21 protein-coding genes are annotated in these 23622 nt (G+C 44.5%); 11 read left to right on the plus strand and 10 right to left on the minus strand.

Annotated elements, in window-relative coordinates:
• Positions 1–6: 6 nt before the first annotated feature.
• The 4 genes from G5B00_RS03035 to G5B00_RS03050 are packed head-to-tail and all read left to right on the plus strand — an operon-like array spanning position 7 to position 6140.
• Positions 7–1452, plus strand: coding sequence for a RagB/SusD family nutrient uptake outer membrane protein (locus G5B00_RS03035; RefSeq protein WP_163871777.1), 1446 nt, complete (start codon positions 7–9; stop codon positions 1450–1452).
• Between the two features lie 23 nt (positions 1453–1475).
• The gene (locus tag G5B00_RS03040) at positions 1476–2978 is read left to right on the plus strand and encodes a DNRLRE domain-containing protein (RefSeq protein WP_163871778.1); all 1503 of its coding nucleotides are present in this window, start codon (positions 1476–1478) and stop codon (positions 2976–2978) included.
• Positions 2979–3015: 37 nt separating this feature from the next.
• Positions 3016–4563 (plus strand): alpha/beta hydrolase, encoded by a 1548-nt coding sequence (locus tag G5B00_RS03045; RefSeq protein WP_163871779.1) that lies wholly within the window; start codon positions 3016–3018, stop codon positions 4561–4563.
• A gap of 29 nt (positions 4564–4592) precedes the next feature.
• Positions 4593–6140, plus strand: coding sequence for a hypothetical protein (locus G5B00_RS03050; RefSeq protein WP_163871780.1), 1548 nt, complete (start codon positions 4593–4595; stop codon positions 6138–6140).
• Between the two features lie 18 nt (positions 6141–6158).
• On the opposite strand, the gene G5B00_RS03055 is transcribed toward G5B00_RS03050, so the two are convergent.
• On the minus strand, positions 6159–6602 hold the full coding sequence (locus G5B00_RS03055; protein ID WP_163871781.1) for a DKNYY domain-containing protein: 444 nt from the start codon (positions 6600–6602) through the stop codon (positions 6159–6161).
• Between the two features lie 327 nt (positions 6603–6929).
• Here G5B00_RS03055 and G5B00_RS03060 point away from each other — a divergent pair, with 327 nt between their 5' ends.
• The 3 genes from G5B00_RS03060 to G5B00_RS03070 are packed head-to-tail and all read left to right on the plus strand — an operon-like array spanning position 6930 to position 9099.
• The gene (locus G5B00_RS03060; protein WP_163871782.1) at positions 6930–7913 is read left to right on the plus strand and encodes an aldo/keto reductase; all 984 of its coding nucleotides are present in this window, start codon (positions 6930–6932) and stop codon (positions 7911–7913) included.
• A 34-nt stretch (positions 7914–7947) separates the two neighbouring features.
• Positions 7948–8331: a MauE/DoxX family redox-associated membrane protein gene (locus tag G5B00_RS03065; RefSeq protein WP_163871783.1), complete on the plus strand. Its 384-nt coding sequence runs from the start codon at positions 7948–7950 to the stop codon at positions 8329–8331.
• 3 nt (positions 8332–8334) lie between these two features.
• Complete coding sequence (locus G5B00_RS03070) at positions 8335–9099, plus strand: dienelactone hydrolase family protein (protein WP_163871784.1); 765 nt, start codon at positions 8335–8337, stop codon at positions 9097–9099.
• A 38-nt stretch (positions 9100–9137) separates the two neighbouring features.
• Here G5B00_RS03070 and gcvP read toward each other — a convergent pair whose 3' ends face one another.
• From gcvP to G5B00_RS03095, 5 genes are all read right to left on the minus strand, one after another.
• A complete protein-coding gene (gcvP, locus tag G5B00_RS03075) occupies positions 9138–12008 on the minus strand; it encodes an aminomethyl-transferring glycine dehydrogenase (RefSeq protein WP_163871785.1) in 2871 nt (956 codons plus the stop codon).
• A gap of 253 nt (positions 12009–12261) precedes the next feature.
• Entirely contained in the window at positions 12262–13218 is a 957-nt protein-coding gene (locus tag G5B00_RS03080) for an arginase (protein ID WP_163871786.1), read from the minus strand.
• Between the two features lie 80 nt (positions 13219–13298).
• Complete coding sequence (locus G5B00_RS03085) at positions 13299–13808, minus strand: hypothetical protein (RefSeq protein WP_163871787.1); 510 nt, start codon at positions 13806–13808, stop codon at positions 13299–13301.
• Complete coding sequence (locus tag G5B00_RS03090; RefSeq protein WP_205966275.1) at positions 13789–14235, minus strand: phage holin family protein; 447 nt, start codon at positions 14233–14235, stop codon at positions 13789–13791. The genes G5B00_RS03085 and G5B00_RS03090 overlap by 20 nt, the downstream gene beginning before the upstream one ends.
• A gap of 84 nt (positions 14236–14319) precedes the next feature.
• Complete coding sequence (locus G5B00_RS03095) at positions 14320–14589, minus strand: YtxH domain-containing protein (protein WP_163871788.1); 270 nt, start codon at positions 14587–14589, stop codon at positions 14320–14322.
• Between the two features lie 190 nt (positions 14590–14779).
• Here G5B00_RS03095 and G5B00_RS03100 point away from each other — a divergent pair, with 190 nt between their 5' ends.
• A complete protein-coding gene (locus tag G5B00_RS03100; RefSeq protein WP_163871789.1) occupies positions 14780–16318 on the plus strand; it encodes a YifB family Mg chelatase-like AAA ATPase in 1539 nt (512 codons plus the stop codon).
• Here G5B00_RS03100 and G5B00_RS03105 read toward each other — a convergent pair.
• The 4 genes from G5B00_RS03105 to rsfS form a co-directional block, all read right to left on the minus strand.
• A complete protein-coding gene (locus tag G5B00_RS03105; protein ID WP_163871790.1) occupies positions 16315–16941 on the minus strand; it encodes a rhomboid family intramembrane serine protease in 627 nt (208 codons plus the stop codon). The genes G5B00_RS03100 and G5B00_RS03105 overlap by 4 nt on opposite strands.
• Positions 16942–16945: 4 nt before the next feature.
• Positions 16946–17593, minus strand: a complete 648-nt coding sequence (locus tag G5B00_RS03110) for a lactate utilization protein C (RefSeq protein WP_163871791.1) — start codon at positions 17591–17593, stop codon at positions 16946–16948.
• An 83-nt stretch (positions 17594–17676) separates the two neighbouring features.
• Positions 17677–19770 carry an ATP-dependent zinc metalloprotease FtsH gene (gene ftsH, locus G5B00_RS03115; RefSeq protein ID WP_163871792.1) on the minus strand — a complete coding sequence of 698 codons (2094 nt, stop codon included), beginning with the start codon at positions 19768–19770 and terminating at the stop codon, positions 17677–17679.
• 38 nt (positions 19771–19808) lie between these two features.
• Complete coding sequence (gene rsfS / locus G5B00_RS03120; RefSeq protein WP_163871793.1) at positions 19809–20183, minus strand: ribosome silencing factor; 375 nt, start codon at positions 20181–20183, stop codon at positions 19809–19811.
• A 47-nt stretch (positions 20184–20230) separates the two neighbouring features.
• On the opposite strand from rsfS, the gene G5B00_RS03125 reads away from it, so the two are divergent.
• The 3 genes from G5B00_RS03125 (at position 20231) to G5B00_RS03135 (ending at position 23580) form a co-directional block, all read left to right on the plus strand.
• A complete protein-coding gene (locus G5B00_RS03125; protein ID WP_163871794.1) occupies positions 20231–21007 on the plus strand; it encodes a biotin--[acetyl-CoA-carboxylase] ligase in 777 nt (258 codons plus the stop codon).
• A gap of 235 nt (positions 21008–21242) precedes the next feature.
• Positions 21243–21695, plus strand: coding sequence for a protein-disulfide reductase DsbD domain-containing protein (locus G5B00_RS03130; RefSeq protein WP_163871795.1), 453 nt, complete (start codon positions 21243–21245; stop codon positions 21693–21695).
• A gap of 175 nt (positions 21696–21870) precedes the next feature.
• A complete protein-coding gene (locus G5B00_RS03135; protein ID WP_240894364.1) occupies positions 21871–23580 on the plus strand; it encodes a protein-disulfide reductase DsbD family protein in 1710 nt (569 codons plus the stop codon).
• The last annotated feature ends 42 nt before the right edge of the window (positions 23581–23622 follow it).

Raw genomic sequence — 23622 nt, forward strand, 5'->3', positions numbered from 1 at the left:
GTAAAGATGAAAAAAATTGTTTTATATCTTCTTTTCGGCACAAGTTTGATGGTTTCTTCTTGTGACGTATTGGATGTTGAGCCGACGACCTCATGGACCGGAGCGAATATCCCTACCGAAGAATCTCACCTCTATGGTATTCTGTACGGTGGTTATGGACGGCTGCAATCCGCATTGCGAATCAATGCTATCGTGTATGGAGAAATGCGTTCAGAAGTGTTTTATAATAACAACTTTAATGTGAATATTGATAAAGTCATCGCCAATAAATTAGACAATGGAATGGCGCTGGCCTCATGGCGCACATTTTATGAAGCAGTGAAACAGGCTAATGTCGTGTTGAAATATACTCCTGAGCTATTGGAAAAACAAATCATCACCGAAGCAGTAGCCAATGAGCTCATGGGGCAAGCATATGTGCTGAGAGCGTACACGTATTTTTACCTCGTACGGATATGGGGTGATGTACCGCTGGTGACTATACCCTTTCTTTCCAGCAACGAATTGACACCTTATGGCCGGGAATCGCAGGACAAGATTTTTGAACAGATCCACCTTGATCTTGCCGAAGGAGTGCGTTTGATACCGTCATCCGCTACGGGACGTACCACATTTACGCGGGCAGCAGCGTATGCTATTGATGCCCACGTCTATGCCTGGGAACACAATTATGAAAAGGTTATAGAGCAAGCAGACCGTGTGTTGAGCAATTCAAATTATTCTTTGGCGTCTCTTTACACCCCATCGATCAGTGTAAATGACAGTGATTTCAAGCAAAAGGTTCAGTCAACAGAGTTTGCGGGAATATTTAATACAGGAAGAAGCAAGGAATCTATTTTTGAGTTGGCCTTTAGTATGGACGATGGAGATAACAGCCAATACTTATCCACTTACTTCTCAGGGAGCTTCCCGTATGTAAGGCCCCGTGTCGAATATGCCGAAACTTTCGATGATGCCGATTGGAGAGCCGTGATTGCACACGAAAGAGCGTCTAATGGTCTCTATAAGGTGATCAAGTTTACGATAGGCTTTAGTTCGGATGTAGATACGCGTAATGTGGTGCTACTACGTCTAGCGGATATGTACCTGTTGAAGGCCGAAGCGATTGTCAATCTGGGAGACACAGATGATGACCGAAAAAAAGCCATGGCTTTATTCAATCAGATTCGCAACAGAGCCGGTGGCCCCGCCTTTGAAATATCCGAATCTGAATACCTCGATCGGGACAACTTCTCCAATGAATATCTGAAATACCTGATATTGGAAGAAAGAAAATTTGAGTTATCATACGAGGGTTACCGTTGGTTTGATCTGGTGAGATGTGGCAAGGCCATCGAAATTGTGCGGGAACGAGCAGGGATAGAAATACATCCATTGAGCTTTGTGTGGCCTATCCATATCGAAGAAGTCAGAAGAGGAGCGGGAGTTGAACAAAATGAATATTATAAATAAGTCTTAAAATGAGGAATGTAATTATGAAAACACATAAAAAGCTTATTTTAATGTTGTTGTTGGGGACAACATGTACAGTAAGTTGCTCCGATCTGCTCAAGGATTACAAACTGGATACGGATCCCGACTTTTTGAAATCGATGACCTTGTTGGATTATATAGCACAGGGCAGGGATACCACTTTGACATTATATGCAGAGGCCGTCGCATATGCAGATTTAAATAGTATCATCAGTGAGGGAAATAAAACCCGAGTCGTACCGACCAATAGTGCGATTCGGACAGTCCTTACGTCGGCCGGAGTCAGTCGTTTACAAGATTTGCCGGCGAATGTCGTGAGAGGTCTGTTTTCTTACTTAACGTTTTCCGGAGCCTTTCGATCTATCGATTTGGAAGAAAATGAAACTATCGAGGGAGAATCATTGTCGGGAGAACCTATGTTTCTGACCCGAGTTGTTTCTTCGACAGATAAGTACCGTTTGGTCGTAAACAGATCTAATCAATTGGGCACACCTCCTATTGACGTTATTCGGCAGGACTATGTTTTTAAGGATGGTATCGCCCACGTGGTTAATTATTTTCCGACCTATCAAAAGGCTATCACGCCAACGGATCCTGTTCCTGAAGGTGTGGATTATTCCGAGGCTAAACAGGATAGAATATTGGTGACGGGCGAAACGCATGTCTATGAGGGAGGCAAAAATACGAATTACGATACCCAGAGCCCCCAACTTGTAGCTCGGTCGGGTGTGAGAAGGTACACTTTTTTCAGATTTGATGATCTTCCTGCGATAGATTATGTGGATGATCTGGTTTCGGCAAGATTGAGGTTTCGTGTCAGACAAATTAATGGATCTAACTATGAACCGATCTGTGGTGTGTATGAGACCACCCACAGCGATTGGACGGCACCGACTTTGACGTGGAACAATATGCCGGGCTTCGGTCAGGAGATTGCTACAGGTACGCTGACCTGGAACGGTACCAGTGCCGGTGTTTGGAATGAGATCAATATAACCGGCTATGTACAGAACGCTTATCAAGAAGGCAAATCTGTCATATCTTTAGCACTTCAGGCATTGAATGGTGCAAATATTACCTCTTCGAGCGTACAGATATGGCATAGCGAAACGTCAAATGGAGTTTATAGGCAATCTATCGAATTGATGGGCCCCATCCCAAGTGAGATGGAGATAAATAGCACTTCGCCTGTCGCGGTCGAAAACAACGGTATCGTGACACTGACCAAGGAACACTTCTCTATGTCCGGGTCACCGTCTTCACAGTATACCTATACTGATAACAATATTCTCTTTGCCTTGATAGAATCCCCGACAAATGGTACATTGACGAAATATGGTATCCCCATGAAAAAATACACACAATTTACACAAGAAGAATTGTCAAATGGCGCTATTAAGTATGTGCACAACAGCGGAGGCAGTGATACTTTTCAGCTCAAAGCGTTGGATTACATAGGAGGGGTTTACTCCGACTTGTTACCGATATCGGTCACCGTGCAGTGACAGTCAAATATTTAAGCAATAAAAACAGAAAAATACTATGACGTACCTAACTTTAATCAAGACAGCAATTTTAACTTTGTTTTTGTCATCTACAGCTTTTGTGCAGCCAGCCAAGGCCAATGTGGAGGCCAACCCCGTTCCGACACACCGAAACTTAAGGTATGGTGAGAAGCCTCAAGGAATCGGCCAGGACAGTACGTCCGACAGGACTCTGGACTTGTACCTGCCGCAGGAACACAAAGGCAAATTGCCGGTAATGGTGTTTGTTCACGGCGGTGGCTTTAGCGGTGGTGATAAGGGGCAGGCCAGTTCGCAGGTATTTTGTGCCAAGCTTGCTGAACAGGGCTTTGCGGTGATTTCCATCAATTATTACCTTACCCTGAAGCATGAGCGTACAGCGGGTGCTAGCTGTTCGGCAAATATGGCCAAGGGACTGCCTACGTCCGGCTTTCATCCAAAATTGCAGGAAGCTATCCGGAATGCGTCCGGAGATGCGCAGTTAGTTCTTCAGTGGATAAAAGACAATGCGGACAATTATGGCTTTGATTTGTCTTCGGTAGCTATATCCGGCGGATCTGCCGGTGCCATGACAGCACTGTACACCGCTTATATCTCTGACCAACACATACTACCTATCAAAGCTGTGGTCAATTTGTGGGGCGGGTTGGAAAATTCAAGCCTCATCAAAAAAGGAGCCCCTCCATTACTCACCTACCATGGCGACCAAGATAAGCTGATCCATGTGGACTATGCTTATGACTTGGAGAGAAAAATGAAAGAGATTGGTAATGATCTATCGGAAACACACATTTTCCCAGGAAAAGGACATGCCATTTACACATTTATCAATACAAACAAAATAAACGATGTCGTAACCTTTTTAAAAAAATCGCTTCAACTGGAGAACAATACAGTATCGGCTACCCTACTAAAAGACCAGCATATAGGAATCATACAGGGTATAGCCATTACCAAAGAAGAGATACAACGTGAAATGCGAAAGTATAGAGCAGAAGTGTATGGTTTTGTTTCCCGCGAAAACAAGATAAAGAATACAGCAGCAAATGCCTTTTGGTCTGCATCAACAGCCGATGGCACAAAAACGATAGATCTATTGCGCCAAAAAGCCATAGACTCCTTAGTAGCTATCAAGGTGCAGGAGAAGATGCTGACTGAAAGAAATTTATGGCCGTATAGCAACTATCAAGAGTTTCTGACGGATTTGAAGAATTATAATGCCAACCGCCGTCAGATGGCCGCCAATGGTCAGATAATGTACGGACCGATAGAATTCGATGAGCAGACATTCTTTGATTATCGTTTTCACAATGCGCTGATCCAATTAAAACAAAGGTTGGTGGCGGAGAATATCATAACCATTACGCAAGATGATCTGGAAAAGAAGTTTAAAAAAATGCAAGAGAGTGTGTACCAAAAGGAAAAATATACACTTCAGGCATTCACACGCCAAGTCCGGGACGCTTATATAGAGGATGCTTACGCGGTTTTGATCGATCAGTATAGCGCCAATGCACAAAGCAATATAGACACAGCTAAGATGGCCAAGATTACTTTAAACAATTAATCAGGAATTATTAGAAAAAATTAAATAGAATGCTCAAGTTTCGATACCCAATCTTAATATTTTTGTTTTTAAGCCTCTTCTGCACTATTTCAGCGGCATCAGCAAATGTAATCAAGACAGCTATATATGTAGATTCAGAATCAGGTAATGATAAAAACGACGGTCTTTCCGAGAGAACGGCCTGGCAGTCCTTGGAAAAGGTTAATGCCTCCACGTTTGGTCCCGGAGCAAAGATACTGTTAAAAGGAGGCAGTATGTGGATAGGATATCTGCACCCGAAAGGATCGGGTTCCGAACAACAACCAATCATTATCGATCAATATGGCGCAGGAGATCGACCATTGATAGACGGCAATGGAATGACTGGTAAAGGCGTGGTATATCTATACAATCAGGCCTATTGGGAAATAAATAATCTCGAAATAACGAATAATGCCGAACAACCCGGAGACAGACGAGGTGTAGAGGTCAAGGCCGAAAACTGTGGCCTGGTCAATCATATTTATTTGAGGAACCTCCATATCCACCATATAAAAGGGTTGATCGGAAACGGACATAAGGAAAAACGTACTTCGGGGATCTACATTACCACAGCTGCGGATGATGTTACACCTACCCGTTATAATGATATACTGATCGAAAACTGCCATATACATCATATCCAGAATCAAGGTATCGCCACTAGTCACGAACGCGGAGTATTCGATTATCCGGAAGGAGAAAAATGGGAAAACCGAAAGATGACCAACCTGGTTATCCGAAACAATGTGATCCATCATATTTCAAAAAATGCGATGATTATCCGGATGACAGAAGGAGGTTTAGTGGAACGTAATCTGTGCTTCGAAACGGCCACCGATATTACCGGCAATACCATCTTTTCAAGGACTGTGCGTGGTACAGTTTTCCAATATAACGAAGGTTTCCTTAACCGTTCGCCCGATGCGGATGGCAGTCTCTATGATCCGGATATCAATAGCCCCGGAACGATCTGGCAGTACAGTTACAGTCACGATAATGCACACGGCTTGGTATGGTTTTGTACCCACAAGAGAGATGACGGTATCATTGTCCGTTATAACCTGAGTCAAAATGACAAGGGTTCATTGGTCTATTTTAATTATGCTTTTGCTGGAGCATCGGTCTATAATAATGTATTTTATATAGGTGAACATACCGCGCCCGTTATTGTCAGAGAAAAGACTACCAATAACCATACCTACGGTTTTTACAACAATATCATCTACAATAAAAGTAAGGATGCAACATATGAATTTGCAAGACCGGGTAGCAAAGGAGTTCAAAATAGAACTTTTGGAAATAATTTGTTCTATGGAATCCATCCGCAAGGAGAACCGAACGATCCGGCAAAAATCACAGCAGACCCTTTGTTTGTGAATCCAGGGGTGGGAAGTATGGGGTTGCACACATTGGATGGTTATAAGCTAAAAAAAGGATCTCCTGCCTTACGCTCGGGAAGGGTAATCCCCGACAATGGGGGTAAAGATTTCTATGGCAATAAAGTAGATAACCAAACGGCTCCAAATCGAGGAATATATGGGGGGGAAGGGCTTTAAGGGCCCTTCTTGACACCCTTAATATTTTGAGGCTCTTCCCTTATAGTAACGACGCCAGTTATCCTTGGCATATCCATTTTTGACATACTCAAAAGATGAGGCCGAGGCATCCTTGATGAGCGCACCTTTATAGTACACACGCCAGTTGTCTTTTGCATACCCATCTCCCAAAAGTTTGAAGGACAAGACAGCGGCATCCCCAAGTATATTTCCCCTGTAGAATATGCGCCAGTTATCTTTTGCATAGCCATCTTCTATATATTCAAAAGAATAAGCCGATGCGTCCTTGATCACCGTACCCCGATAGAATACACGCCAATTGTCCTTGGCATAGCCACCGCCAAGGTATTCAAAGGACAGTACCGAAGCATCTTTTAATTCTCTACCTCTATAGTAAACCTTGAAATTGTCCTTGGCATAATCACCACCAAGAGGATCAAAGCGTTGTTGGTCGTTGTCCATGTTATAAAAAACAACAGGATGACCGGGCATGTGTGCAAGTGCTACTGAACTACTATAGAACAAGAAGAGGAAGCTAAGAAATGTCAATCGTGTCATATCAATAAATATATGTTAATTAGATAGACATGGAATCGGTCTATAAGTTTAGTGAGCATCGTACACAAAAAGAGGTTTTGGCTTTATGCAATCTTTTGTACCTTTAATATCGGAAACAATCATCGGAAACAATCTGCCAAAACTGATGTTAAGTTGTGGGGAGACACTTTAGTTTTATCATCAGATCCCTACAAAGGCGAAATACGTTTATTTTTTAAAATCAGATAATACATGGAATACAGAAAATTAGGTAACAGTGATTTGGAAGTATCGGTCATTACATTTGGTGCATGGGCTGCTGGTGGCTGGATGTGGGGAAGCACGGACAGAAACGATGCGGTGGAAGCTATTCGTGCCTCATATGATGTAGGCGTGACATCTATTGATACCGCACCGATTTATGGCCAAGGGACAAGTGAAGAAATTGTGGGAGAAGCTATAAAGGGACTCGCCAGGGATAAGATACAGATTTTGACGAAATTTGGCCTGCGTTGGGACTTGGCACAGGGAGAAATACACGGCCATAGTCGGGACAATAATGGCAAACCCATTGATATCTATAAGTTTGCAGGCAAGGATAGCGTCATCTACGAATGCGAGCAGAGTCTGAAATTGCTGGGTACAGACTACATTGATCTGTATCAAATCCATTGGCCCGATCCGACCACCCCGATAGACGAAACTTTTGAAGCTGTACAGCGGCTGATCGAACAGGGTAAAGTCCGCTATGCGGGTGTGTGCAATTATAATGCTGAACAAATGGCCGAAGCGGATAAAATTGTACCTTTGGTATCCAATCAAGTGCCCTATAGTATGGTCAATCGGGATATTGAGCAAGAGACATTACCCTATTGCCTGGTCAATGAAAAATCCATTTTGGCATATAGTCCCTTGCAGCGAGGCCTGTTGACCGGAAAGATCTACCCCGGTTACACGTTTCAGGAAGGAGACCATAGAGCTGGGTTGCCGCATTTTCAGCCGGAATTTATAGAAAAGACCAATGCGCTACTGAACAAACTAAAACCTTTGGCCGAAGAAAAAGGGGCGACATTGGGGCAGCTGGTCTTGCGATGGACCGTAGAGCGGGCAGGTATCACTATTGCTTTGGTTGGCGCGAGGAATGCAGCACAAGCCGTTCAGAATGCAGGCGCAATGGATATTAGCCTGTCGGCCGATGAGCTGGGTGAGATCAATAGATTGGTAGATGATTTTTAAGGATCGCCTTGTTTGTATTTGTTAATTATTGTCCATGAAAAATTTTAAGATAACTTTTTTCTTTTTACAGCTGCCCATAGCCATTTCACTATTGGGACACGGACTGGTCCGGCTTCCTAAGCTGACTGCTTTTGCGGAAGGTATGGTGTCTTCCATGGAAAGTTCGGTGCTACCTTCGGGATTGGTTTTGGCCTTCGGGTACATCTTGCCGGTTGTAGAAGCTGTTCTGGGAGCCGCTCTGCTTATCGGTTTTCAGACGAGATACATCTTATATGGTGCATTGGCGTTGATGGGTGTACTCGTATTGGGGAGCTCGACCATTGAGAATTGGGGAGCCGTGCAGGCTCAGCTGGTGCATGGTATCTATCTGGGCTTTCTCCTGTGGTTTTATGAACAATATAGGAATGAAAATAAGTAAATCATGAATACAAGAAGAACAAACACCATACTGATCTTGTCTTTATTGGTCAGCCTTATGGGCTCAGCTGTAGTGCAGGCGCAAGATTTGAAGCCGGTTGGCTACCAAGATGGAACTCAAAAGCTGAATGGCTTGGTAACGTCCAATGCAGGACAAAAATTACCCGGAGTCCTTATTCTGCCGGCTTGGAAAGGCATCGACAATGAAGCCAGACAGGCCGCATTGAACTTGGAAAAAGAAGGATATATTGCTTTTATAGCCGATATCTACGGTGAAGGTAATACCCCGGTGGACAATGCAGCGGCAGCAAAGATGTCATCGCATTACAAAAACGATTACAAGGCATACCAACAGCGTATCGCGGCGGGGTTGGAAGAACTCAAAAGGCAAGGGGCAAATCCGGATAAAGTGGCTGTTATCGGGTATTGCTTTGGTGGTACGGGAGCATTGGAAACTGCCCGTGGGGGATTGCCCGTACAAGGTGTGGTCTGTATTCACGGTGGTTTGGCCAAAGCAGCCGATCGCCTCAATGGCCCGATCCACACCAAAGTTCTTGTCGAACATCCTGCGGCCGATAAAAGTGTCAGTTCAGCAGATTATGAGTCTTTGGTACGTGAGATGAACGAGGGCAAAGCTGATTGGCAGATCATCACGTATGCACATTGTGGGCACACCTTTACCAATCCAGAATCGGCAGAATACAACGAGGTGATGGCTACAAGAGCCTGGAATCATACGTTATTGTTTTTGGAAGAGGTATTAAGGTAGTAGAGACGCAAAATTTTGCGTCTCTACTATGAATATATCTAAGCTTCTGCGTATTCTTCGATAGATGGACAGGAACAGATCAATGTCCGGTCACCTTGCGAATCGTTTACACGACCTACCGAAGGCCAGAATTTGTTGGCTTTGAGATAAGGGAGCGGATAAGCTGCCGTTTGGCGTGAATAGGATCTGCCCCAATCATCTGCTGTAACCATAGCTGCGGTATGCGGCGCATTTTTCAACACATTCTCTTTCTGGTCTACCTCGCCTGACTCTACCGCCGCAATTTCTTGACGTATAGCGATCAAGGCATCGCAGAAACGATCCAATTCTGGTTTGGACTCGGACTCTGTCGGTTCGATCATCAAGGTACCTGCTACCGGAAAGGATACGGTAGGTGCGTGGAAGCCATAGTCCATCAAGCGTTTGGCAATGTCCGCGACCTCGATACCTACGCTCTTGAATGTACGGCAATCGACGATCATCTCGTGTGCACAGCGTCCGTTGGCTCCTGCATAGAGAATAGGATAATGTTCTTCCAAACGAGCCTTGATATAATTGGCATTCAGAATGGCGATTTTTGTTGCTTCGGTCAAACCATCTCCACCCATCATGGCGATATACGCATGGGATATAACCAGGATAGATGCTGACCCAAACGGCGCCGCCGATACGGCGGATATACCTTGCTCGCCCGATACGGATACGACTTGATGATTTGGCAAGAATGGTACAAGATGGGCTGCTACACCGATTGGCCCCATACCCGGACCACCTCCGCCGTGAGGTATACAGAATGTTTTGTGTAGATTGAGGTGGCAAACGTCTGCCCCGATAAATCCGGGACTGGTCAAGCCAACCTGTGCATTCATATTGGCACCGTCCATGTAGACCTGCCCGCCATTTTCGTGGATGATACGACAGATTTCGATAATGGGCTCTTCAAATACACCGTGGGTAGATGGATAAGTGACCATCAGAGCGTTCAGATCTGCGGCATGCTCTGTTGCTTTTGCCCTAAGGTCCTCTACATCGATATTGCCGCGATCATCACATTTTACCACCACGACTTTCAAACCAGCCATCGAAGCCGAAGCAGGATTGGTGCCGTGTGCCGAAGCTGGGATCAAGCAGATATTGCGGTGTGCTTCGCCACGGCTTTCGTGATAGGCACGAATGACCATGAGTCCGGCGTATTCACCCTGCGCCCCGGAGTTAGGTTGGAAGGACATCTTGGCAAAACCCGTAATCTCACATAGCCAATCGTTCAATTCATTGATCAATTGCATGTAGCCCGAAGTCTGGTCGGCCGGAGCAAATGGATGGAGACCACCAAAACGTGCCCAGGTCACAGGAACCATTTCTGTAGTTGCGTTGAGCTTCATCGTACAGGATCCCAACGGAATCATCGAATGGCACAAAGAAAGGTCTTTGGCTTCGAGGGATTTGATATAACGCAGCATTTCACTCTCAGAATGATAGCTGTTGAAAATAGGGTGTGTCAAGTAAGGTGAAGTACGAACGAGTACATCTGGAATAACAGATTGCAGTTCCGGCGTCAGTCCAGCTAGATCAAGGTCATTTTGTGAGATACCTTTGATCTTGGCGAACACCTTGACGATCGTCTGTATATCTTCAAAGGTCGTGGTCTCGTCGATAGAGATGCCGACAGTGTCTTCGTTATAGTAGAAGTTGAGCTCATTGTCCAATGCTTCGGCTTTCAATGCTCCGATCTGATCTCCAACCTTGAAACGCAAGGTATCAAAATAAGAAGCATTGCTTTGTTCATAACCTAATGCCTGAATAGCTCTGTCCGCCAGTTTTGTCAAATCATGGATACGTGAGGCGATGTTTTTTAACCCTTCTGGTCCATGGTAGACAGCATAGAAGGAAGCCATAATGGCCAGTAGAGCCTGTGCTGTACAGATATTTGAGGAGGCTTTGTCACGGCGGATGTGTTGCTCACGGGTCTGGAGAGCCATGCGCAGCGCATATTCTCCGTTGGAGTCGGAAGTCACCCCGATGATACGACCCGGTATATTACGTTTGTAGGCCTCCTTGGTCGCAAAGAAAGCCGCGTGAGGGCCGCCAAATCCCATAGGCACGCCAAAACGTTGGGAATTGCCGACCACGACATCTGCACCCCATTCTCCCGGAGGGGTTAACAACGTCAAAGACAACAGATCGGCAGCTACGCATGTCGTAATGCCCTGTGCATGCGCTGCTTCCGTAAAATCCTTATAGTCGGCGATGGTTCCGTCGGCTGCGGGATACTGGACAAATGCTGCAAAGACATCATCCGAAAGGTTAGATGCCGTAATTTCTGCGATACGAATCTCTACTCCGAATGGCACGGCTCTTGTTTGCAACACGTCCAAAGTCTGCGGAAATACAGTTGGAGATACCAAAAATACATTTGCATCTTTGTTTTTGCGGGCACTGTATAACATGAACATGCCCTCGGCAGCAGCCGTTGCTTCATCCAGTAAAGATGCGTTTGCTATCTCAAGTCCTGTCAAATCGGAGACAACCGTCTGAAAATTCAACAAGGCTTGAAGACGGCCTTGGGCAATCTCTGCCTGATAAGGGGTATATTGTGTGTACCATCCAGGATTCTCCAACACGTTACGTTGGATAACGCCCGGAACGACGACATTGTAATAGCCTTGTCCGATATAAGATTTGAATACTTTGTTTTTCTCGGCAATCTGAGCTATTTTATCCAGGTAAGCGACCTCGCTCCATGCTTTGGGGAGGTTTAGTGGCTTTCTACGGATAGGTGCAGGGATGGTCTGTTCGATCAGCTCATCCAATGAATTTACACCCAAAAATCTCAACATGTCGTCTACTTGTGCAGAACTGGGACCATTGTGTCGATCCTCAAATTTTTCCTGGTAATATACGTTGCTCATTTTGCTTTTTAATTGCAATTGCCTTAAATCATTAACTCTTTGACAAACAAATTATTCGATGAATAAGCCATTTGTTTGTTGAATGCGCAAAGATACGGTTTTTGCAGTATATTTTTAAGAATTGCAAGCTCTCTTGGACTTTTATTATTACATCAATCGTTTGCACGATTTTTTGAATTTAATCCAACAAGACATAAAAAAAACTATGAGGTTTGTATAGAAAGACTTGCGAAGTTTCAAAAGCTTTGCACGTCTAGGACTTCTCTATTAAAGGGGTAATCTGTTCGAGTATATCAAATGCGACTTCTGCCATACGGTTGCCTTGGTGATCCAAAAGGGGATTCACTTCAGCTATTTCTAAGCAGGTGACTTTTCCGGAACGGAAAATATCCTGTAGCAACAGTACGATCTCCGAAGGCATAAAACCTCGCGGTACGGGCGTACCTGTGCCGTCAGCTATCAGTTCACTGTCCATGCTGTCCACATCAAAAGAGACATAGAGCTTATCGCAGGCAGATAGTCGGTTAAGAGCATCTGCGACACTGGCTTTCAATCCTCTTTCCCGCACTTCTTCAACTGTATAATTTTTGATCCCCAAGCGTTCGATCAACAGGTCTTCCGGCTCTTCTGTATCGCGTACACCAAAATAAATCAAGTGTGGGGGGATTAGCTTGGGCATGTCTATACCAATTTTCTGGAGTTTTTCCCAAAAGATAGGTATATCTCCCTGAATATCGTTGATATGACAGGGTAGATTGCTCTCCTGTAGGACTGCAGCCAAAGGCATTCCGTGCATGTTGCCCGAAGGAGTAGTATAGGGAGAATGGATATCGGCGTGGGCATCAATCCAGATTACGCCTAATGTTTCGTTGGGGAAGGCTGATTTTACGCCCGAGATCGTTCCCATGGCCGAAGAATGGTCTCCGGACAATACCAACGGAAAATTGTGCTTCAAGAGACTATCTTCTACAGTTGAGGCTACTTGTTGGCATTGCTGATAGATTTCTTTGATATGCTTGGCGAAAGGGCTTCCGTCATCTGTATAAATACTTTCATTGCGGGTCGGGATATCTGCATAGGTATGGTCTTGAAAGAAGCGATTCCCTTTGTTGATGGCGGCAATTTCCATCGCATCTATTCCCAAATCCGAACCTCTCGTTCCTGCGCCTATATCTGACCTGTTTTTGATAAGTTCAATTGTTCCCCCCATATCATTTATAAAGCCATTAAATAAACAGTTTGCAAAGTTTGGTACTGATTACTTACAACTGATGACTGACCACTATTTTACTAAGATGTTTCACTTTCGGGAGGAATACCAAAATTGAAAGCATCCTGTTTGCTCTCTGCCAAAGGCGGAACTTCCTTGTGTTTTTTCTTTTTCTTCGCGGGCCGGATAAAACCTACTATCTTGGAGACAAAAGACTGTATTTTATCTTGGTTGATCTGTCCGGCGGCGCCTTCCGAAGCTAAAAGTACCATAGACTTTTTGAGCCATCCCGCATTCTTCAACAAGGTTTTGTTTAGCACCAATGGAAGTGCTAAGCGTAAGGTGTTGGTCAGCCAATCCGATTTGCCGCTCACCTTATTCTTCGAAGTTATGGAAGAAAAGAGACCCTTTACCATATCGACGCCTGGAATATAGGAAGTCACCATACCCAAAATTCGGGAAGGCATCTCGATTTTCTTTCGGAGCAAGGCATACTGGTCAAGCAGATAAGCTTCCTGCTCTTTTTTCAGGTTCTTCAGCCGTGCTATCTCCCTTTGCAGATCGGCAATATTAGTGATTTTGTGGCTCATCTGTTTTCTCCTTGTCAATAGTATCTTCTCCTTTTGTTTTCTCTTCTTGTTCCCCGAATATGGATACGTCTTCATCCTCCTCGTTCCACTTGGCCAGTACCTTACGGATAGTCATATCTGTAAAACGAGCTTCCAACCTGGGTTCAAAAACCCGGATAATCAATATCAGTAACAAGAAAAAAGCTCCTGTCGTCAAGAAGCCCAAGGCATTGCTTCCCATCAGTTCGCCTAAGTAGAAACCCAAAGCCAAAGAAATAAAGAATATGACGATCAATCCTAATATGAGTTTCGTGGCATCCACGACCAAAGCACCTCCAATGCGGGCAGCCTTGGCCAAAGCCTTTAGCTTGGTCAATTCGATCTGTGTATCTACATATTCTTTCGCTTTTTGAAAGCTTCCTGATAAAGAAAATTTTTGATCGTCCATGCGCAAATATTGTTTTAAAAGAAAAGGGCTAGAAATCAATTACTACCTTACTTTAGCACCAGATCTATCTGGTGCTAAATAATGTCAGGCATGCTCTTCGATTTCTTCTTCGATGATATCCTCTGCTTTCGAAAGTTTGGATTTCACGGCCGACAATATTTTTTCCTTGAATTCGTTCAATTGGTCGAACTGCTCTTCAGCACGTTCTTTGAGGGCATCACCCAAATCGGCTAACGATTCATTCAGTTTGTCTCTTGTCTCTGACCCTTTGTCCGGTGCAAATAAAATACCCAAAACTGCCCCTGCGGCCAAACCAGCCAACATGGCGGTTACTATTTTTCCACTATCCTTCATATGCTTTTTAATTATTATATCTTACTATCTATTAAACACAAAAAAAGAAGAAACGTTTAATTTTTTTCATTTTTTTCTGCTAACCCAATATACGATTATTCTATCAATGTATAGCAAAATCATCTTATTTTCTTGAATAATACTTTGTTTGCGCAAAAATTATTATATTTAGCTAACCAATTAAGTCTGTATGCTTGTAAAAACATTTTGTAGCGCAGTGTATGGAATAGAGGCGTCTATCATTACGGTAGAGGTCAATATAACTGCGGGTTTACATTCTTATATCGTTGGATTGCCCGACAATGCTGTCAAAGAAAGCCTGCGCCGGATAGAAAGTGCCATTGCGGCAATAGGTCTTCGTATGCCTAGACAGAAGATTGTCATTAATCTGGCGCCGGCCGATATCCGAAAAGAAGGTTCGTCCTATGACCTGAGCATAGCTATAGGTATATTGTCCTCTTCCCGACAGATTGAACCAGACATCATCGGTGAGTATATCCTTTTGGGCGAATTGTCCCTTGATGGGACGATACAGTCAGTCAAAGGGGTTTTGCCTATCGCTGTACAGGCCAAAAAGGAAGGATATAAAGGAATTGTCCTGCCCAGGACCAATGCCCGTGAAGCTGCTGTTGTCTCCGGTCTCCACATCGTTGGGGTAGATCGGTTGGAACAAGTCGTTGCATTTTTTCGAGACCAGAGTACTATCGAGTCTACTGTCGTGGATGTCGAAGAGGAATTTTTGTGCAAGATCAACACATATGATATAGATTTTGCAGATGTAAAGGGACAGGAAAATATCAAGAGGGCATTGGAGATCGCTGCTGCAGGAGGACATAATGTCATTCTCATAGGACCTCCCGGAGCAGGAAAAACCATGCTTGCCAAACGTTTGCCTACCATACTTCCGCCGCTCTCTTTAGAAGAGTCACTAGAAACGACCAAAATCCATTCTGTGGCAGGACAGCTGCATTCCTCCGAATCACTGTTGAGTATCCGCCCGTTTCGTGCGCCACATCATACGATTTCTGACGTGGCACTCGTCGGAGGAGGGTCTAATCCACAACCCGGCGAAATTTCATTGGCGCACAACGGTGTACTTTTTCTGGATGAGTTGCCCGAATTCAAGCGAACAGTATTGGAGGTTATGAGGCAGCCATTGGAGTCCCGGTATATTACGATATCCCGGGCAAAATTTACAGTGGATTACCCGGCCAGTTTTGTTTTGATCGCGGCTATGAATCCGTGTCCCTGTGGATATTACAACCATCCGGACAAGGATTGTGTATGCGGTTCAGCCGCTGTACAACGCTATTTGAGCAAGGTTTCGGGGCCACTGCTAGACCGTATAGACCTGCATGTAGAAGTCACCCCCGTGGAATTCAAAGAGTTGTCAAGTAGTCGTACGGCCGAGAGGAGTGAGGATATTCGTGCCCGCGTTATCCAAGCCCGACGGATACAGGAGAAGAGGTTTGCGCAGGACGATCATGTGCACTGCAATGCACAGATGGGTTCAAAGTCTTTGCGCGAGATCTGTCAAATTGATGATACCGGCCGAAATCTATTGAAAGTCGCGATGGAAAGGTTGCATCTATCCGCGCGAGCTTACGATCGTATACTGAAAGTCGCCCGCACTATAGCGGATATGGATGGCTCCGAATATATTCAGAACCAACATCTGGCCGAGGCGATACAATTCAGGAGTTTGGATCGGGAGAATTGGGCGGGTTAAAACTGCCCGATAAAATGTCCGATGATCCAATGGTGCAACACGATAGTGATCAGTAACCCGGATAAAGCACCGAAGAGATGGGCATCGTGGTTGATGCGATCCTGCGAATTCTTGGAGGCCCATATACAATAGCCGATGTAGAGTACAGCAAACAGATAAGCCGGCATAGGGATCGCAAAGAATATCCGTAGTTCGGCCTTGGGGTAAAAGAGTATAAAGCTAAACAGGACTGCCGAAATGGCGCCGGAGGCCCCAAGGCTGTAGTAGCCTGGATTGTTTTTTTGTTGTATGATGGTAGGAATATCACTCAACACCAGACTGACGATATATAGCATTGCAAAATACAGATGCCCCAAAGGTCCATTGGCTTGCACAAATATGCTCTCCAATGAGAAGCCAAAGTAAAAGAACGTGACCATATTGAAGATCAGGTGCATCCAATCAGCATGGATGATTCCACTCGTAAAAACAGTGTACCATTTCGATTTATTCCGATGGATACTATAAGGGTGGAGCATCATGTTGCCATAGATCTGCGGATTTGAAAAAGCATAGACACTCGTCACGATGGTGAGGACAAAAATGATACTTGCAACAGGAGTAGCGTAGAGATATTGTAACATAAAATCAGAATCTATCTTCGATTAAAAATACATACAGGTTTTTGGGGCCATGTGCACCCAACACGAGTTTCTTTTCTATATCGGCGGTTCGGCTGGGGCCCGTCACGACACTGAGCATAGACGGGAGCTGTTCGCCATATCTTTGTTTGACCAACGTCAATGCATGTTTGATGTCCATGACGATTTGGGAAGCTTTGGCAAACACGATATGGATAGGAGCAAAAATGCTGAGGCTTCTTCCGCTCCTGTTTGCATTGGACACCAAGATACTACCATTGCGGGCGATCAAAGCCTCACAACCGGTGATTCCTGCTTCTACATCCTGAAGATTGTCCTCGCCTTTTAAGAAAGGAAAGCCGTAATGTCCCAACATTTTTTGTATGGCAGGTTCCCATACAACGATCTTGCTGATGTGGAACTGCTCGACCAAGGCAATAAGATTCTCTACAACAGAAATTTCACCGTCACAATAGATAAAATTACCGGAAACAGCATTTAGTTCCCTGGCAAAAGTCACGTCCAATGGCTCGGTTTCATCTTTATACAGCGGCATCTCTTCCAGATTGGGGTGTGGATTCTCGCGCTTCTGAAGCAGGGCTTGCCGTACTTTCTTTAGCATGCGTTCCTTGGCCGTTGTATTTCTGATGTTCATAGAAAAGATAAAAGGGGTGTCTAAAAAGGCGTTATGTTTCGGCTTCGCTTAACATGACACCTTTTTAGATACTCCCATTACTATTATTGTTGAGAACTATTCGCTTCTTCAGGAGAAGGTTCTGAAGGAGGTACACTAGCGTTGCTACTCTCCTCTGGAATATTCGGTAGTGGATATTCGGTAGGAGGAACGCCACCTCCGTCTACCCCGCCATTTACAAATTCGTCGTACGTCGTACGGTGCGTAAAAGGTCTCTTGCCAAGGATTTCCTCCAAGTCGGCCTGGAATAGAATTTCCTTTTCCAGAAGTTTCTCGGCAATCTTGATCAATCCCTCTCTTTTTTCCAATAACAGCTCTTTTGTACGCTCATACACAGAGGTAATAAGCTGACGTACCTCTTCGTCGATCAGTTCTGCCGTTTGATCCGAATAAGGTTTGTGGAATTGGGATTCTCCTGAACTATCCTTGAAAGACACATTGCCCACTTTGTCGTTCATACCATACACAGCTACCATGGCATAAGCCAGTTTAGTGATACGCTCCAGGTCATTTTGTGCTCCTGTAGAGATCCGTCCGAAGGTAATATCCTCGGCGACACGGCCACCCATAGTCATACACATGCTGTCCATCAATTGTTCGGTCGTGTACAGAAACTGTTCCTTGGGGAGGTACTGTGCATAGCCCAGTGCGGCTACCCCACGTGGGACAATAGATACCTTGACTAATGGATCGGCATGTTCGAGGAACCAACCTGCGATAGCATGTCCTGCTTCGTGGTAAGCCACAATCTTTTTCTCTTCAGGAGAGATGATTTTATTTTTCTTTTCCAATCCACCGATCACCCGGTCTATCGCGTCTTGGAAATCCTGCATGTCTATAGCTTTCTTGTTTTTTCTTGCGGCGATGAGTGCAGCTTCATTACAGACGTTGGCAATTTCTGCGCCGGCAAAACCAGGGGTCTGTGCCGAAAGTTTTTTGGCATCGACTTCCTCTGCAAGCCTTAAGGGTTTCAAATGTACATTGAATATCTGTTCACGGCCGATCAGGTCAGGTTTGTCAATGGAAATCTGACGGTCAAAGCGACCTGGACGCAATAAGGCCGAATCCAATACATCCAAACGGTTGGTCGCAGCCAACAGGATAACACCTAAGTTGGTGCCAAAGCCGTCCATTTCAACCAAAAGCTGGTTTAACGTATTCTCTCGCTCATCATTACCACCCATGATGGAGTTTTTGCCCCGAGCACGGCCTATGGCATCGATCTCGTCAATGAATATGATACAAGGTGCCTTTTCTTTGGCCTGCTTGAACAAGTCCCGCACACGTGATGCCCCTACACCGACGAACATTTCGACAAAATCGGAACCGGACAAAGAGAAAAACGGTACTTGGGCTTCACCGGCAACAGCCTTGGCCAGCAAGGTCTTTCCGGTGCCCGGAGGGCCGACAAGCAGTGCCCCTTTCGGGATTTTACCGCCCAGTTCGGTATATTTTTTGGGATTCTTAAGAAAATCCACGATTTCCATGACCTCGGTTTTGGCCTCTTCCAACCCTGCTACATCGTTGAATGTAATGTTGATCTGAGATTCTTTGTCAAATAGCTGTGCTTTTGATTTGCCGATGTTGAAGATGGCACCACCACCTCCTCCGGCACCACCGCTCATACGTCGCATCAGAAACATCCACAGGGCGACGATAATGATCAACGGCAGGATAAAGGAGATAAAGAAACCTCCCCATGCATTGGTACGTTCTTCCCATTTGGCCGATATCGGTGCGATATCCTCAGGCATATCCTTTTGGGATTCCCGAAGTTTTTCGTTCAGGATCTCCGCAGAGCCTTCAGAAAACATGTACTGTGGTCTCGCAGTGGAGGAAAAACTCAATGCGTTGTCCACAGGAGCGACATCTTTATATTTCGGGTCGTCCTGTAGCCTGTCTTTTTTGATGTATACCTCCACTTCGACAATATTGCCCTTGTTGTAGGCGATCAGTTTCTCTACATCTCCTGTACGAAGCATGTTTTTCTCAAAGTTTTCGTACGTGATCTCCTGCGCCCCCGTGCCACTATACATATAATTGAGCGCGATAAAACCTATGATCATGGCGATATATATCCACATCATATTGAATTTTGGAGGTATCGGCGTTACTTTTTTACTTGGAATCTTCTTCATTCTTATTTATACTCTCTAATCTTAATATACGCTATAAGTTATGCACTTTGGTAGGATTGTATCTTGGCATCTCCCCAAAGGTCTTCTATCCTGTAGTGTTGGCGTGTTTCGGTCTTGAAGATGTGGACGACTACGTCTACAAAATCCAATAATATCCATTCTCCATTGCCCTGTCCCTCTTTATGCCAAGGATCCTGCTTGAATACCTTGTACACCTCGTCTTCTACACTTTTGGCGATCGCGTTGACTTGGATGTTGGAGTCTGCATGGCATATCACAAAATAATCAGAAATAGTCGCATTTATTTCCCTCATATCCAGTTTTACGATTTCATGACCTTTCTTCTCCTGCATGCCATGTACTACCACTTCGGCCAATTTATTCGACAATTCTGTTTTTTCCTTTTTACTCATTAATAAATATTATAGTTTTACTTTGAAAACGTTAAAACAGTATTCTTTTGCAAAATAATACAATTTTTGGATATTATCAGCCTTATCATTTAATTGTTTTGAATAAAGTGGCCTCCACAAACGATTACTTAAAACAATTACTGTCAAATTTCAAGCCACTCCCTTCGTGGACTGCCATTATGGCAAAAATGCAGACAGAGGGCCGTGGACAGAGGGGAACCTCCTGGGTTACAAAGCCAGGCCAGAACCTAACGGCCAGTATCTATGTAAAACTTGAAAATATAGATGTTTCCCGGCAATTTTTATTGACCGCCATGGCCAGTTTGGCCGTATGCGATACGGTAAGGAGCTATATTCCTGATAAAAAAGTATGTATCAAATGGCCCAACGATATCTATATAGATAGTCAGAAAGTCTGTGGTATCTTGATTGAAAACAAGATCAGTGGGAATAAACTGATAGCGTCGATTATGGGCATAGGACTGAACGTCGCACAGACCGATTTCCACGAAGAGCTATGCCAAAAGGCGACTTCCTTGAAGCTGGCTGGCGCAACGGACGATCTGTCTCTGGTAGAGGTGCTGCACCGCATTCGGGCAAGACTGAAGATGTATGAATGGTTCCTGGTTGGAGAACAGCAGGAGGAATTATTGAGGGAATACAATGATCGGCTTTTCCAAAGGGATGAAATTTGCACTTATCAATTGAAGGGTGATATTGTACAAGGATGGATCAGAGGAGTAGAGGAAGATGGTCTCTTACAGATTTTTGTGGACGGAGAAATGATAAAATGTGATTTGAAGGAGATAGCTTATAGGCTTTGAAAACTTCCGAAGCTTCCAAAAATTTGAGGGCTTAAATTAAGCTTAAAACACGACTTAGAAGATATGGTTTGTCAGCTATAACAAAAAAATTACTTGTTAAAATAGTTTCAATTCCTGTACCTTAGCATTAAACTTTTTGGCCTTCACGGGGTCATAGCAATAAGTTTGAATGATAGATAGTATGAAACCCTGCCGTTAGGGCAGAGCTTTATCACCATTAAGAAAAATTAAACAGATGAGAAAAATTGGCTTAACAATTGTAGCTGTGCTGATGGTAATTACCGGGGCTTTTGCCCAGATCCATAATCCTGTGAAATGGAGTGTGGCACAGAAAAAACTAAATAGCAAAGAAGGTGTTGTTTTTATCAAGGCGACTATTCAGAACGGTTGGAACATCTATTCGCAAAATGTACCTGATGGTGGACCACTCCCTACCGTGTTTACATTCAAACCTTCAAAGGAGTATAGTCTGAATGGAAAGACAGCAGAGCCTAAGCCGAAGACCAAATACGAAGAGGTATTTAAAATGAACGTACCTTATTTTACACAGGAAGTAGTGTTTCAACAAAAGGTAAAGTTGAACAGCGCCAAACCGACAACAGTCTCGGGTACGGTGGAGTGGCAGGCCTGTGACAAAAACCAGTGTCTACCTCCTGATGAGTATAATTTTACGGTGACGATTAAATAGTAGCGGCAAAAGATTTTTTAGCTGAAACAGGTGGCGTTTTTCGTCACCTGCTTTTGTTTATCCAACAGTAGAGGCATAGGATCTTATGTCTCTACGAACATCTACGGTATCTTTACATTCAAACAACGCCCTTCTCCCTATTTTTTCTTATTTTTACGATCCTTATCTGTAACGTATGAAGAATAAAATAAGGGTTTTGTTGGCCTTGCTATATGTGTCTTTCATGGCCGTTTCAGCAGCCTACGGCCAATCGGATACACTTCTCTCCGTCGAGGGACTGGAGTTTTCGGACGGTGCTGATACTTCCCAATTGATGGAGGTTCCGGATGATCTGGAGTTTTCGGATGGGCAGGCTGATGAGAGTTTATCCGGTGATACGGCTACGGTCTCTTCTGCTGCTGTAGATGCATCTCAGGGTAGTGGTGATAAACAGTCTATGTGGGGAATATTTATCGCCGGGTTGATAGGAGGTTTTGCGGCCTTTTTGATGCCTTGTATATTCCCGATGGTACCGTTGACGGTGAGTTTTTTTACCAAGAAAGCAGGCTCCAGAAGCAAAGGCGTGTCACAGGCTCTCCTGTACGGCCTTTTTATTATTGTGATCTATGTGGCATTGGGCATGTTGATTACGATAGCTTTTGGGGCAGAGGCTTTGAATGCCTTATCGACCAACGGTATATTCAACTTCTTTTTCTTCTTGCTCTTGGTGGTGTTTGCGGCTTCATTCTTTGGAGTTTTTGAGATCACGCTACCCAGTTCTTTTGTCAATAAGATCGATGCCGGGTCAGATAGAGGAGGATTGGTAGGCCTGTTTTTTATGTCGGCCAGTTTGGCAGTCGTCTCTTTCTCGTGTACAGGACCTATCATCGGTACGTTATTGGTAGAGGCGGCAACCAAAGGTGAACGTCTGGGACCCGCCATAGGTATGTTTGGGTTTTCGTTGGCTCTGGCTGTGCCTTTTGTGCTGTTTGCCATGTTCCCTTCGATGCTGAAATCCTTACCAAAGTCCGGTGGATGGCTGAACAGTGTGAAAGTCGTGTTGGGATTTCTGGAGCTGGCACTTGCGTTGAAATTCCTCTCCAATGTTGATTTGGCGTACAATTGGCAGTTTTTGGACAGAGAGGTGTTTTTGGCGTTGTGGATCACGATATTCGGACTGATGGGTTTGTATTTGATCGGCAAGATCCGCTTTGCCCATGATAGTCCTTTGGACTTTTTGTCCGTTCCACGTACGGTGCTATCTATTTTGGTTTTTTCTTTTGTGGTCTATATGATACCGGGTATGTGGGGGGCGCCGCTCAAGTCCATAGCCGCTTTTCTGCCACCTATAGGTACGCAGGACTTTGATCTGGCCGCAGGGGTGCAAGGGGGGGCACAGTTCCATGGCAGTACGGATGCATCTGCTCGAAAGCATTACACGCACTTCCATAGTCGCGCTACGATAAAAGGATTTGACCCGTATTATGATTATGAGGAGGCCTTGGCGGCTGCCAAAGCACAGGACAAGCCCTTGTTGATCGATTTCACGGGATGGACCTGTGTCAATTGCCGCAAAATGGAGGCTGGTGTATGGTCGGATCCTATGGTGAAGAATATGATCAATACCGAATTTATTCTCGTGGAGCTGTATGTGGATGAGCATGATCTGAAACTTCCCGAAAACGAACAATATGTGTCATCACATAGCGGCAAGAAGATAAATACCGTAGGAAAAAAGAATACAGATTTTCAGATTACCCGTTTTCAGAGCAATTCCCAACCCTTGTACGCTATTGTGGACAATAGCGGAGGCTTGCTTGTTCCGACCAGTGGAGCCAATTACGATATTGTGCAGTACACTGCTTTTTTGCAATCCGGTATCGATGCTTATAAAGCAAATAAGTGATTTGTTTAATAGAAATTTAATAAAAAATACAATACATTTTTG

This window comes from Parapedobacter sp. SGR-10 (assembly GCF_011030405.1).
In the GTDB taxonomy this organism is placed as follows: Bacteria; Bacteroidota; Bacteroidia; order Sphingobacteriales; family Sphingobacteriaceae; genus Sphingobacterium.